This window comes from Burkholderia sp. Bp8991 (assembly GCF_003853795.1).
Lineage (GTDB): Bacteria > Pseudomonadota > Gammaproteobacteria > Burkholderiales > Burkholderiaceae > Burkholderia.
The window spans coordinates 93,117-105,670 of record NZ_QTQJ01000004.1; the positions used below are offsets into that span (position 1 = coordinate 93,117).

At 67.1% G+C, this 12,554-nt stretch carries 11 protein-coding genes; 9 read left to right on the forward strand and 2 right to left on the reverse strand.

The window, feature by feature from the left end:
* Positions 1–5: 5 nt before the first annotated feature.
* Positions 6–1,583: a nodulation protein NfeD gene (locus DIE02_RS05850; RefSeq protein ID WP_124485281.1), complete on the forward strand. Its 1,578-nt coding sequence runs from the start codon at positions 6–8 to the stop codon at positions 1,581–1,583.
* Positions 1,580–2,353, forward strand: a complete 774-nt coding sequence (locus DIE02_RS05855) for a slipin family protein (protein WP_124485280.1) — start codon at positions 1,580–1,582, stop codon at positions 2,351–2,353. The genes DIE02_RS05850 and DIE02_RS05855 overlap by 4 nt, the downstream gene beginning before the upstream one ends.
* A gap of 127 nt (positions 2,354–2,480) precedes the next feature.
* Here DIE02_RS05855 and DIE02_RS05860 read toward each other — a convergent pair whose 3' ends face one another.
* Positions 2,481–3,758 carry a haloacid dehalogenase-like hydrolase gene (locus tag DIE02_RS05860; protein WP_124485279.1) on the reverse strand — a complete coding sequence of 426 codons (1,278 nt, stop codon included), beginning with the start codon at positions 3,756–3,758 and terminating at the stop codon, positions 2,481–2,483.
* Positions 3,759–4,257: 499 nt separating this feature from the next.
* On the opposite strand from DIE02_RS05860, the gene DIE02_RS05865 reads away from it, so the two are divergent.
* The 5 genes from DIE02_RS05865 to DIE02_RS05885 all read left to right on the forward strand — a co-directional run bounded on the left by DIE02_RS05865 (position 4,258) and on the right by DIE02_RS05885 (position 8,938).
* Positions 4,258–5,157, forward strand: coding sequence for a M24 family metallopeptidase (locus DIE02_RS05865; RefSeq protein ID WP_124485278.1), 900 nt, complete (start codon positions 4,258–4,260; stop codon positions 5,155–5,157).
* A gap of 49 nt (positions 5,158–5,206) precedes the next feature.
* Positions 5,207–6,994, forward strand: a complete 1,788-nt coding sequence (locus DIE02_RS05870) for an SDR family oxidoreductase (protein WP_124485277.1) — start codon at positions 5,207–5,209, stop codon at positions 6,992–6,994.
* 34 nt (positions 6,995–7,028) lie between these two features.
* A complete protein-coding gene (locus tag DIE02_RS05875; RefSeq protein ID WP_124485276.1) occupies positions 7,029–7,934 on the forward strand; it encodes a metal-dependent hydrolase in 906 nt (301 codons plus the stop codon).
* An 89-nt stretch (positions 7,935–8,023) separates the two neighbouring features.
* Positions 8,024–8,311, forward strand: coding sequence for a hypothetical protein (locus DIE02_RS05880; protein WP_124485275.1), 288 nt, complete (start codon positions 8,024–8,026; stop codon positions 8,309–8,311).
* A 252-nt stretch (positions 8,312–8,563) separates the two neighbouring features.
* Positions 8,564–8,938, forward strand: a complete 375-nt coding sequence (locus DIE02_RS05885) for a DUF2917 domain-containing protein (protein WP_124485274.1) — start codon at positions 8,564–8,566, stop codon at positions 8,936–8,938.
* Positions 8,939–9,111: 173 nt separating this feature from the next.
* On the opposite strand, the gene DIE02_RS05890 is transcribed toward DIE02_RS05885, so the two are convergent.
* Positions 9,112–9,390, reverse strand: a complete 279-nt coding sequence (locus DIE02_RS05890; protein WP_027807295.1) for a hypothetical protein — start codon at positions 9,388–9,390, stop codon at positions 9,112–9,114.
* A 778-nt stretch (positions 9,391–10,168) separates the two neighbouring features.
* On the opposite strand from DIE02_RS05890, the gene DIE02_RS05895 reads away from it, so the two are divergent.
* Together DIE02_RS05895 and DIE02_RS05900 are read left to right on the forward strand one after the other, a co-directional pair.
* Entirely contained in the window at positions 10,169–11,470 is a 1,302-nt protein-coding gene (locus tag DIE02_RS05895) for an NCS2 family permease (protein ID WP_044846874.1), read from the forward strand.
* A gap of 627 nt (positions 11,471–12,097) precedes the next feature.
* The gene (locus DIE02_RS05900; RefSeq protein ID WP_124485273.1) at positions 12,098–12,496 is read left to right on the forward strand and encodes a hypothetical protein; all 399 of its coding nucleotides are present in this window, start codon (positions 12,098–12,100) and stop codon (positions 12,494–12,496) included.
* Positions 12,497–12,554 lie beyond the last annotated feature (58 nt).

The window sequence follows — 12,554 nt, forward strand, 5'->3', positions numbered from 1 at the left end:
CCCCGATGCACATTCACCGTCATGGGCCGCCGCCGGCACCTGCATCGCCCGGCGCCCGCCCCCGTCACCCGCTGTCCGCGCGGGTCGCGCGCGCCGCGCTGTTCGCGGCGCTGCTCGTCGTGTGCGCGGCGGTTGCCGCGCCGCCCCCCGCTACCCAGCCCGTCGCCGCACCCGTCGCCGCGCCGCCGGTCGTCGTGATTCCGGTCAACGGCGCGATCGGGCCGGCCAGCGCCGACTTCATCGTCCGCTCGCTCGGCCGCGCGGCGCGCGAGCACGCGCCGCTCGCGATCCTGCAACTCGATACGCCCGGCGGGCTCGACACGTCGATGCGGCTGATCATCAAGGCGATCCTCGGCTCGCCGGTGCCGGTCGCCGCGTTCGTCGCGCCGGGTGGCGCACGGGCCGCGAGCGCCGGTACCTATATCGTCTACGCGAGCCACATTGCCGCGATGGCGCCCGGCACCAATCTCGGCGCGGCATCGCCGGTGCAGTTCGGCATCGGCGGCGGCGCGCCGGGAGCGCCTGGGGCGCCAGGTGCGACGAAGCCGTCGCCGGCCGGCGCATCGGGCGCGTCCGGCGCATCCGCGACACCGGCCGAGTTGCCGAACGACACGCAGTCGACCGAGATCCGCAAGGCGACCCAGGATGCCGCCGCGTACATCCGCGGCCTCGCGCAGTTGCGCGGACGCAATGCCGAGTGGGCCGAGCGCGCGGTGCGCGAGGCGTTGAGCCTGTCGGCAACGGAGGCGCGCGCGCAGCATGTCGTCGACCTGGTCGCGCAGGACCCGGCCGACCTCGCGCGCCAGCTCGACGGCCGCACCGTGACGACGACCGCCGGCACGCTGCACCTCGCGACCGCGCATGCGCCGCTCGTCGTGCTGGCGCCCGACTGGCGCAGCCGCTTCCTGTCGATCATCACCGATCCGAACGTCGCGCTGATCCTGCTGACGATCGGCATCTACGGGCTGTTCTTCGAGTTCGCGAATCCCGGCTTCGTGCTGCCGGGCGTCGCCGGCACCATCTGCCTGCTGATCGGGCTGTTCGCGATGCAGTTGCTGCCGGTCAGCTATGCGGGCCTCGGGCTCGTGCTGCTCGGGCTCGGCTGCCTCGTCGCCGAGGCGTTCCTGCCGACCTTCGGCGTGCTCGGTTTCGGCGGGATCGTCGCCTTCACGATCGGCGCGCTGATGCTGATCGATACCGACGTGCCCGGCTACGGCATTCCGTGGCCGGTGATCGTGGGCCTCGCGGCCGGTGGCGGGCTGCTCGTCGCCGTCGTATCGAGCGTCGCGCTGCGCGCGCGGCGGCGGCCGGTGGTGACGGGCGCCGAGGCGATGGTCGGCAGCATCGGCGAAGTGCTCGACGACGGCCTGCACGCCGACCAGCCGCAGGGCGCGGCCGGCGCCGCACCGTCGGCGGCGGGCTGGGCGCGCGTGCACGGCGAGCGCTGGCGCGTCGCGAGCAGCACGCCGCTGGCCGCCGGTTGCCGCGTGCGCGTGACCGGCCGCCACGGGCTGACGCTCACCGTCGCGCCGCTCTACGACGTGCCGGCACACGAACAACAACACCAGGGAGCACCGTCATGATGGGCTACACGTTTGGCTTCAGCAGCGTCCTGATCGTCTTCATCGTGGTGCTCGTCGCATCGTCGATCCGCATCTTCCGCGAGTACGAGCGCGGCGTCGTCTTCATGCTCGGCCGGTTCTGGAAGGTGAAGGGGCCGGGGCTCGTGCTGATCATCCCGATCGTCCAGCAGGTCGTGCGGATCGACCTGCGCACCGTCGTGTTCGACGTGCCCGCGCAGGACGTGATCACGCGCGACAACGTGTCGGTGAAGGTCAATGCGGTCGTGTATTTCCGCGTCGTCGATCCGGAGAAGGCCGTGATCCAGGTCGCGCGCTTCTTCGAGGCGACGAGCCAGCTCGCGCAGACGACGCTGCGCGCGGTGCTCGGCAAGCACGAGCTCGACGCGTTGCTCGCCGAACGCGAGCAGCTGAATGCCGACATCCAGAAGACGCTCGACGCGCAGACCGATGCGTGGGGCATCAAGGTGTCGACGGTCGAGATCAAGCACGTCGACCTGAACGAGACGATGATCCGCGCGATCGCGCGGCAGGCCGAGGCCGAACGCGAGCGGCGCGCGAAGGTGATCCATGCGGAAGGCGAACTGCAGGCGTCGGAGAAGCTGCTGCAGGCCGCGCAGCGGCTCGCGCTGCAGCCGCAGGCGATGCAGCTGCGCTACCTGCAGACGCTGACGACGATCGCGGCGGACAAGAATTCGACGATCGTGTTTCCGCTGCCGGTGGATCTGCTGGGGGCGTTGCTGGAGCGATTGAGGCCGCCGCGCGAGCAGTGAGACGCGCGGGCGCCGGCCCGAGCGACGCCGCGGCCGATGCCGACGGGCGACGCTCGGGCGCGGGGCCGCCGCGGCCGGAAGCCGGAAGCCGGATGCCGGATGCCGGATGCCCGCCGCCCGGCCCGCGTCAGGCCAGCAGCTTGCGGTCGGTCTTGCCGTACTTGATCGACTTCTCGTCCGGGATCATCAGGCCCGTGTGCTCGTCGCGGCCCTGCAGCAGGAAGCGCGCGTCCGGCTTGCCGATCTGCTCGGCCGCGAGCTTGCTGTCCGCGCCGATCTCGCCCTTCTTCATCCGGTTGACGATCACGCCGGCCGCGGTGTCCTTGAAGTCGCGCAGCATCCATGCGTCGCCGTCGCTGTCGCCGAACACCAGCAGCGGGCCGTAACCCTTCTTCGACGCGAGGACGTTGCGGATGCCCACCGTCTTGCCGGGCCCCCAGTTGAAATGCCAGCCGGCCGGATAGGTGCTCGTGTACTTGCCGTCCTGCATGTCGAGACGCAGGCCGATCACGTTCTCGGGCGGCACGCCGTAGCCATAGTTCGGATTGCCGGCGAATACGCGCACGACGTCGTCGAGCGACGCGGTGCTCACGTACACGTCGATGCCGTTCGCACGCAGCGTATGCATCACCGCGCGGATTTCCTCGTGAATGCGGATGCCGTGGAAATGCGTGTCGGCCACCACGCCGGCCTTGCCCGGCAGCGCCTTCGGGCTTTCGTAGCGGACCTTGCGCAGCGCGTCGCCGATACCGTAGTTGTTCGACGCTTCCGCCATCGCCTGCAGCTCGGCGGTCGTCATGTTCTTGTAGAAGTAGATGATCCACTTGTAGCCGACTTCGAGCGGATGCGTATCGCAGATCGCGTCGTACATGAAGTACAGCTTCGCGCGAAAATCCTTGAACTGGTCGGTCTCGCGAATCTCGTCGAGGCTCTTGTCGCCGCCGAAACCCTTGTAGTTCGCGTAGAGCCAGCGGTAGTCGGACTCGACGTCGGCGGCGAGATCCTCCATCGTCACCGGCTTGCCGTCGACGGTCGTGTAGTCCTTCATGAACGCGCCCTTCGGCACGTCCTTCCACATCACGCCGACGAACTCGTCCGGCGTCAGCTTGTACTGCAGATGGTTGATCTGGTACATCAGCAACGCTTCTTCGCAGTCGTTCATGATGCACGTGTTGTCCCAGTCGAACACCGCGTACGGGCGGCGCTTCCCGTCGTAGCGCGCACTCGCGACGCCGTGCTGGTCGAGCACCGCCTGCAGGCGCGCGGCGTTGAACGGCGACCAGCGGCCCGGGTCCAGCGCGTCCGGCGCGGTCGCGCTCTTCGCGCCGGCAATGCCGGCCTTGAGCATCAGCGGCGTCGCAGCGGTCGCCGCGGCCAGGGTGTTCATGAACTTGCGGCGTTGCATGGTCTGTCTCCGTAGGAAGGTCGAATCGGCTTCGGTCGCTGCCCCCGCGCGACGCGCGGCACACCGGCCCCGCGAAGCCGCGAAGGCTTCGAATCGGGGGCGAATGATGTGACGAAATTATTTCGGCAATTTGACAGCGTCGCGCCGCGACACGACAGGGAGTTGATCCAGCGCGACATGCCAGGCCCGCGCCGCGGCCTGGCGTGGCGCTCCCCGGCCGGCTGCCCCGCTCGGGATGCGTGCGCAGCGACGGCCATCCGCCCCGACCGCCGCAAACCTAGAGCTTCCCCTCCATTTCGGCCTTCATTAGGAGAAATCCTCACCTCCGCGCCACGTCGAACCCGCTATGATCTTTACATCGATCAATGACACATTAAATGCTGACTGAATAACCCGCCACCGGATCACCGGCGGATGCATTCCGGGTCAGCGCCCCAGCCTTGCACCGGACCCGCGTCGCGCCGACGCGCAAACGCGGGCCGACACATGGAGACGCATCATGACCGCCCACCATCCGCTGCCGGAAGTCCACCTCGACGAGCTGCCGCAATTCCGCGCGGTCCAGCAGCTTGCGTACCGCTGCGTCGAGACCGTCGGCGCGATGCTCTACCCCGGCATCACCGAGAAGGAAGCCGCGCGCCTGCTGACCGAATGGCTGCAGGACAACGGCGTGCACGACTGGCTGCACAAGCCGTTCGCGTGGTTCGGCGACCGCACCGCCTTCCAGGGCTTCTCGGGCCTGAAGCACATGGGCGGCTTCAACCTCGCGTTCTTCCCGAGCAACCGCCAGCTCGAAACCGACATGCCGGTGATCCTCGACGTCGCGCCCGTGCTCGACGGGATCGTCGCGGACGTCGGCTACGCGCACTGCCTCGGCCGGAACCCGATCCTCGAACAGCTGCAGGACGACCTGATGGACCATCGCGACCTGATCGTGCAACTCGTGAAGGCGCGCCGCCCGATGGCCGAGGTCGCGCAGGCGGTCGACGCGCTGTGCCGTCGCCAGGGCGTCGAGCCGCGCCACAAGGCCTATCCGTTCAAGGTGCTCGCGCATCGCGTCGCGAAGATCCACAAGCTGTCGAAGCCGCGCTTCGTCGCGCGCTTCGGGCTGAACGCGACGCGCAACCTGCTGCTCGACCAGGGCCGCGCGGCGAAGCAGCAGGGCTGGTCGCCGCTGTGGTCGATCGACCGCCGCTCCGAGCATGCGCCCGTGCCGGGCCTGTGGGCCGTGGAGCCGCATCTCGGCTTCGCCGGCGTCGGCGCGAAATTCGAGGAGCTGCTGGTGATCACCGACGACGACGCGTACTGGCTCGACGACGACCTGCCGCACGTGCGCCGCTGGCAGCGCCGCCAGGCCGAACGCGCGCCGGCCGTCGCGACCGTGCAGGCCGCCGCCTGACACGCACGCATTGCGCCTTCCTCCCGAATCCCTGAACGACGGACTCACGATGCAGCCTCTTTCCGACGAAGCGCCGCTGGCCCTGTTCGAATCGGTCCACAGCGAAACGGCCGTCGCCTCCGGCGACCTGACGCTCGCGGTGCGAACCTGGGGCGACCGGGCCCGCTCGCCGGTCGTGCTCGTACACGGCTACCCCGACGACAGCAGCGTCTGGCAGCAGGTCGCGCCGCTGCTCGCGCGCAGGCACTACGTGATCGCCTACGACGTGCGCGGCGCGGGCCTGTCCGGCGTGCCGAAGCGCACGGCCGACTATCACCTCGCGAAGCTGACCGACGACTTCGTCGCGGTGATCGACGCGCTCTGCCCCGGCCGCGCGGTGCACCTGATCGCGCACGACTGGGGTTCGATCCAGGGCTGGGAGTTCGTCACCGATCCGCGGCTTGCGGGCCGCATCGTGTCGTACACGTCGTGCTCGGGGCCGTGCCTCGACCACGTCGGCTTCTGGCTGCGCGAACGCGTGCTGCACCCGACGCCCGCATCGCTCGGCAAACTCGGCGGCCAGCTCGTGCGCTCGTGGTACGTGTACCTGTTCCACCTGCCGTTCGTCCCTGAACTCGGCTGGCGACTGTGGCTGGGCCGCGCATGGCCGGCCCTGCTGCGCCGGATCGAGAAGACGCCGGCCGCGCCGCGCCCGACGCAGGCCGACGACGGCGCGCGCGGCGTGCGCCTCTATCGCGCGAACTTCATCCGCTGCCTGTTCGCGCCGCGCGAGCGCTACGCACATGCACCGGTGCAGACGATCGTGCCGCTCGGCGACAAATACGTGAGCCCGGCGCTGTCCGAGAACCTGTCGCGCTGGGTGCCGCAGTACTACCGCCGTGAAGTCGCGGCCGGCCACTGGCTGCCGCTCGCCGATCCCGCGCGCTTCGCGGGCCTCGCCGAGCAGCTGATCGACGCGGTCGAATCGGGCGAGGAACCGCCCGCGCTCGCGAACGCACGCCGCCGCGCGACCAGCGGCCGGTTCAGCGGCAAGGTCGCGGTCGTCACCGGCGCGGGCAGCGGCATCGGCCGCTGCGCGGCGCTCGCGTTCGCCCGCGAAGGCGCGACCGTCGTCGCGTGCGACATCGATCTCGCGAGCGCCGAGCGCACCGCGCTGCTGCTCGGGCTGACCGGTGCGCGGGCATACGCGAAACGCGTGGACGTCGGCGCCGCCGACGAGATGGAAGCGCTCGCGGCATGGGTCGGCAGCGAGCTCGGCGGCGCCGACATCGTGATCAACAACGCGGGCATCGGCATGGCCGGCGGCATCCTCGACACGAGCGAGCGGCACTGGGAGCGCATCCTGCACGTGAACCTGTGGGGCGTGATCCACGGCTCGCGGCTGTTCGCGCAGCAGATGGCCGCGCGCGGCGCGGGCGGCCACATCGTCAACACCGCGTCGGCCGCCGCGTTCGGGCCGTCGCGCGACCTGCCCGCGTACGCGACGACGAAGGCCGCCGTGCTGATGCTCAGCGAATGCATGCGCGCGGAACTCGCGGAAAAAGGCATCGGCGTGACGGCCGTGTGCCCGGGTTTCGCGGAAACCGGAATCATGGCGTCGACGCAATACGCGGGCGCCAACGCCCAGGACGAAGCGCGGCTGCGCAAGCGCGCGACGAAGCTGTACCAGATGCGCGGCCTGAAGCCGGAAACCGTCGCGCAGGCGATGGTCGACGGCGTGCTGCGCAACCGGCCGGTCGTGGCGGTGGGCACCGAGGCGCACGCGCTGCGCTTCGTCGGCCGCTTCATGCCGTGGTTCGGCCGGATGCTGGCCCGCATCAGCATGGCATCGCATTGACGGCGCAGACCGCCGCACAGGAACGGAGACACAGATGACCGCTACCGCCGACTATCACAAGATCAAGGCCCGGCACGTGAAGTTCGACTTCAGCGACACGCCGATCACCTGGGTGCCGAACGACCCGGGCAGCACGCACATCATCAACACGCTGAACCTGCTGTTCCCGGAAGGCGAGCTGTGGTTCTGCCGCGTGTACAACAAGGCGCTGCCGCACATCACCGATGCGCGCCTGCGCGACGAAGCCGAAGGCTTCCTGCGCCAGGAAGCGGTGCATTCGCGCTCGCACGGCGGCGTGCTCAAGCATTATTACGACCGGCACGGGATCGACACGAAGCCGTTCACGCAGAAGCTGAACTGGCTGTTCACGCGCGTGCTGGGCGAAGCGCCGTTCGGGCTGAAGATCGGCCATACGCGCTTCTGGCTGCGGCAGCAGCTCGCGGTGATCGCGTCGCTCGAGCATTTCTTCGGCTACCTCGGCAACTGGGTACTCAACGCGCACGGGCTCGACGAAGGCCGTGCCGACCCGACGATGGTCGACCTGCTGCGCTGGCACGGCGCGGAGGAAGTCGAGCACCGGACCGTCGCGTTCGACATCTACAACCACATGGGCGGCAACTACCCGGAGCGCTGCCTGCACATGGCGTTCGTGATCGTGCTGCTGCTCTACTTCATCACGAGCGGCGCGAAGTTCATGTACCGGCGCGATCCGGCCGCGGGCCGCTATCCGGGTTTCGTGCTCGCGTGGTGGAAGGGTTCGCGGCGCGGGCACCTGCCGTCGTTCTGGAAAGTGATCGGCGCGGCGCTGCGCTATTTCAGGCCGGGCTATACGCCGCACCACGAAGGCTCGACCGAGCAGGCGCTCGCGTATCTGGCGCGCTCGCCGGCCGCGCAGGCGGCCGCGCACGGCGGCAACTGGGGCACGACGAAAGGCGCGTGACCGGGTTCGCCGGCGGGTTCGCGACGGTTTCGGCGGGGGCGTCCGCCGAAATGCGTACAATCGCGGCTTCATTTCCCGGAGGTGCCGCGATGGCCATGAAGAAAACCGATCTAGAAAAGAACAAGGCGCTCAAGCTGACGCACGCGCTGAAGCAGTCGAGCTCCGCCCGTTTCGGCAAGGGCGCCGAGGACGCGGCGAAGCTCGATCGCCGCGCGCAGCGCAAGCTCGACCAGGAACAGGGCCTCGTGCCGTTCGCGTGCAAGCTCAACGCCGAACTCGTCGAACAGCTGAAGGCACGCGCCGCCACGCATCCGAACGGCATGACGGGCCTGCTGTCCGAACTGCTCGTCAACGGCCTCGCCCAGCGCGACGCGTGACGCGCCACGTTTCTCGAAAATAGTCGTTGACAACGCCGTACGACATCGACAAACTCGTTCGCATGCCTACGTTCAAGCTCATCGCCATCGCGAATCATTGCCCGGTGAACATTCGAAAGAATGGATCACGGGAGGCGCTTGTGCGTTAGCATCCGAGCAGTACCGCATGTCACACGAGGCCTCACCGGAAACGGATGAGGCCTTTTTGTTCTGGTGCGCGTCATCCGTCCGGCTCAACGAATGGAGAAGACGATGGACCAGGCAAGCCCGTTGTTCGACCGTCCCGATTCGCGCCGCGCCGGCGCGATCGCGTTACCGACCGTCGTGATCCGATTCGCGGTTGCGCCGCGCACGACGCTGACCTGGCGCGCGCCGGGCGATGCGGAAATTCGTGCGCACGGTGCACCGCTGTGGATCACGCGGCCGCCGAGCGTCGACGACTACTGGGTGCAACCCGGCGACGTGCTGCGCATCGCGCGCGGCGATCGCATCTGGCTCGGCACCGATGACGACCGGCCGGCCGAAGCGTCGATCACGACGGCGTACGTGCGGCGCGGCGAACGGCTGAGACGTACGCTCGCGCGAATGCAACGTTTGCTCGCCGGACGATGGCGAAGACGGGATTGACGATGCGCGATTCCGTCGCGCGACGGGACACCGGAACGCGCGGAATCAACGCATCCGGAAACGGACGCACCCGCGGCGCCATGCGTCGCGGGTGCGTATCGAATGACGCGGCACGCGCGTGCGTGCCGCGAGCGATCGCGCGCCGTGCGCAACCCTTGCATGCATCGCGTGCATCAGGTGCTGGCGGCGAGACGCGGGCCCGTGCTGCGGGGAGTGGCATCGAGGTCGGGGCGTTGCGCCGCCTGCGAGGTCACCCACGGGTCGATGCCTTGCTTTTGCACCTCCTCGAGAAATGACACCCGCGTACGCCAGTAATCCGCCTGTAATTTCGCATCGATGACGCGCTGTTCGGCTGCGAACAGTTCCATGCGCGCCGTCACGAGCATCGACGCAGCGGTTTTTTCCGGCGTGGGGGCGTGCCGCATCGCCCAACGGCTGATCCAGTTCAACATGCTCACCTCCGGGATGACGGACGAACCCGCATCGGGCAATCGCAACCGGTCGCGCCTGCCCGAATGCGCAACGACCGTCACCGCACTTCACCGCCTGCCCTGCACGGACTGCGACTCCCCCGCGTCGGCAACGACTGGCCGGCGTGTGTGCGCGGTGTATCTATCCTAGAAAGACTTGCCGGTTAACGCGATGACGTCTTGCAATCTTTTACACAGAAACCACAGTCGCGCCCGCGTCGCGAAATGACAGTTGCGGACGGAACGGGTTCGGCGCAGGATAGCCCGATATCTGCAACCGCCTGGACTGATGAATGGCCGCTGCACGCCGCTGCGCACCCGCGCCGGTCATGCCGCGCGCGTTCGCGCATGCATTGCGACCGTCCTGCGTTCGGCCAGCATGCGGGTGCGCGATTGCAGTCGCATGTCATCGCATGTCATCGCGCGGCGGCCGCGCGCCGCATGCCGGTCATGTCGTTGCGCCCGCATCGGCCGGCCCGGCCCGCCGCCCCTCATCGAATCGTTTCCATCGTTTCTACCTGCCCGCCTCGTCCGAACCGGTAAAATGCGCGCCTTCCTCGCGCGGCCGGCCTGTCCGACCGTTCGCGCGAACGCGGCCGATCGTGCCCCGCAACTATATCGTCCGAGCTATCCGCGCTATTACAATCCGCCGATAGCGCGGCAATAGTGGCTGGTTACAGTAGGCCGGCCTCGCGCTGCCTTACAACAATTCGGCACGAACAACAAGCAACACGACAACCCGACCGGAGAAAACGCCTTCATGGAATCCATCAAGCGGTATTTCGGCTTCGCTGAAGCCGGCACCGACTTCCGCACCGAAATACTCGCGGGCGTCACCACGTTCCTGACGATGGCCTACATCATCTTCGTCAACCCCGCGATCCTCGGCGATGCCGGCATGCCGAAGGAATCCGTGTTCGTCGCGACCTGCCTCGTCGCGGCGCTGGCATCGATCATCATGGGGCTGTACGCGAACTATCCGATCGCCTGCGCGCCCGGCATGGGCCTGAACGCGTATTTCGCGTATACGGTCGTCAAGGGAATGGGCTTCACGTGGCAGGCCGCGCTCGGCGCGGTGTTCATCTCCGGCTGCCTGTTCCTGCTCGTCACGCTGTTCCGCGTGCGCGAGGCGATCGTCAACGGCATTCCGAAATCGCTGCGCATCTCGATCACCGCCGGCATCGGCCTGTTCCTCGGCATCATCTCGCTGAAGACCTCGGGCGTGATCGTCGGCAGCCCGGCCACGCTCGTCACGCTCGGCGACCTGCACAAGCCCACGACGATCCTCGCGATCATCGGCTTCTTCACGATCGTCACGCTCGACCACCTGCGCGTGCGCGGCGCGATCCTGATCGGCATCATCGGTGTCACCGTCCTGTCGTTCTTCTTCGGCGGCAACCAGTTCCACGGCGTGTTCTCCGCGCCGCCGTCGATCGACGCGACGCTGTTCAAGCTCGACATCGGCGCCGCGCTGTCGACCGGCATCATCAACGTGATCCTCGTGTTCTTCCTCGTCGAGCTGTTCGATGCGACCGGCACGCTGATGGGCGTCGCGAACCGCGCGGGCCTGCTCGTCGAAGGCAAGATGAACCGCCTGAACAAGGCGCTGCTCGCCGACAGCACCGCGATCGTCGCGGGCTCGGTGCTCGGCACGTCGTCGACCACCGCCTATATCGAAAGCGCATCGGGGGTGCAGGCCGGCGGCCGCACCGGCGTGACGGCGATCACCGTCGCCGTGCTGTTCCTCGCGTGCCTGTTCATCGCGCCGCTCGCCGGCGTCGTGCCGGGCTACGCAACGGCACCGGCACTGCTGTACGTGTCGTGCCTGATGCTGCGCGAGATGGTCGACGTGCCGTGGGACGACGCGACCGAAGCCGTGCCGGCCGCGCTGACCGCACTGCTGATGCCGTTCACGTACTCGATCGCGAACGGCGTCGCATTCGGCTTCATCGCGTACGGCGGCCTGAAGCTGCTGACGGGCCAGGCCCGCACGGTCAAGCCGATCGTGTGGATCATCGCGGCCGTGTTCCTGTTCCGCTTCTTCTATCTCGGCAGCGAGTGACGCACGCGCCCCGGTGCGTGGCATGATCAAAAGACGCCACCTTCACGTGTAGTGCCGCCCGGTTCCTGTCGCGGAACCGAACGGCATGGCGAGAAGGACGGCCCCTGACGACCCGGTCGCATTTGCGGCCGGGTCGTTTCACATGGGCGCCCTGTATCGGCGGGCACCCGCGTAGCTGCATGCCCGGGGGGCATTTCCCCGGGCGGGATTGATGGTTGTATTACGCGAAACAATGCGTTTCGGCGTATCAAAAAGCATTGAATTTACCCCAAATATCCAATCGAAATATTGGCGACTGATATATTAAAAATACAAGACATCACTTAATCGTCGCACAGCACCATTTTCTATCGATATTTTCGCAAATCGATACGACGCATGACTTTGATGACGCCCGCAATTATCCCCGGAATTATCGGGTTGATTTATAAAATCCGACTGCTATATTCCGCTTGCACGGCCGAAAATCTCTGCGGTCGCGCGCTCTCCCCGCTCATCAAAAGGAGTGATTCTTTCGGTTTTATTCGGGTCGGCGTGATTCAATATATCAAGCACGCACGGGGTATCCTCCACGCGAATGGGCATGGGGCCGGAAAAACATTGCCTGTTTCATAATCAGGAGTCGTCATGGCAACGATCTACGTAAACGTGATTGTCAATGTCGCGAAAGCCATTGCCGAAAACAATCTGCCGAAATATGTATTCATGGTGGATTCGACGGGCTACAGCGGGGACGGTTCGGAAGGCAGCAATGAATTGCGGACGAAATGCGAAAACGGCGACACGATCGTCTGGTCCGCCGTTTCCCTCGACCCGGGTGAATCCATCGCGATTCTCGGCTTCTGGGGGAGCGCGATTCCCAACATGGTCAACCCGCAACAATATCCGCAATTCGACGGCGCCGTGTGGGGCGGGCGGGTCAACAGCGCGGGAACCAACGTTCAATACTCGATCAACCTGCTGCTGGAGGGTAACGTCCATATGTCGTTCGACCCGTTCATCACGGCGACCAACCCGGCTCGATAACCGGGTGCGGCAGTCCGGGTTCGACTGAATGACCGGTTTCGGCTTGTCGCTTCGCGGC

Excerpts from the sequence above, each read along its gene's own strand:
- DIE02_RS05850 (WP_124485281.1), top strand. The coding sequence starts at position 6 with ATGCACATTCACCGTCATGGGCCGCCGCCGGCACCTGCATCGCCCGGC.
- DIE02_RS05855 (WP_124485280.1), top strand. The coding sequence starts at position 1,580 with ATGATGGGCTACACGTTTGGCTTCAGCAGCGTCCTGATCGTCTTCATC.
- DIE02_RS05860 (WP_124485279.1), bottom strand. The coding sequence starts at position 3,758 with ATGCAACGCCGCAAGTTCATGAACACCCTGGCCGCGGCGACCGCTGCG.
- DIE02_RS05865 (WP_124485278.1), top strand. The coding sequence starts at position 4,258 with ATGACCGCCCACCATCCGCTGCCGGAAGTCCACCTCGACGAGCTGCCG.
- DIE02_RS05870 (WP_124485277.1), top strand. The coding sequence starts at position 5,207 with ATGCAGCCTCTTTCCGACGAAGCGCCGCTGGCCCTGTTCGAATCGGTC.
- DIE02_RS05875 (WP_124485276.1), top strand. The coding sequence starts at position 7,029 with ATGACCGCTACCGCCGACTATCACAAGATCAAGGCCCGGCACGTGAAG.
- DIE02_RS05880 (WP_124485275.1), top strand. The coding sequence starts at position 8,024 with ATGGCCATGAAGAAAACCGATCTAGAAAAGAACAAGGCGCTCAAGCTG.
- DIE02_RS05885 (WP_124485274.1), top strand. The coding sequence starts at position 8,564 with ATGGACCAGGCAAGCCCGTTGTTCGACCGTCCCGATTCGCGCCGCGCC.
- DIE02_RS05890 (WP_027807295.1), bottom strand. The coding sequence starts at position 9,390 with ATGTTGAACTGGATCAGCCGTTGGGCGATGCGGCACGCCCCCACGCCG.
- DIE02_RS05895 (WP_044846874.1), top strand. The coding sequence starts at position 10,169 with ATGGAATCCATCAAGCGGTATTTCGGCTTCGCTGAAGCCGGCACCGAC.
- DIE02_RS05900 (WP_124485273.1), top strand. The coding sequence starts at position 12,098 with ATGGCAACGATCTACGTAAACGTGATTGTCAATGTCGCGAAAGCCATT.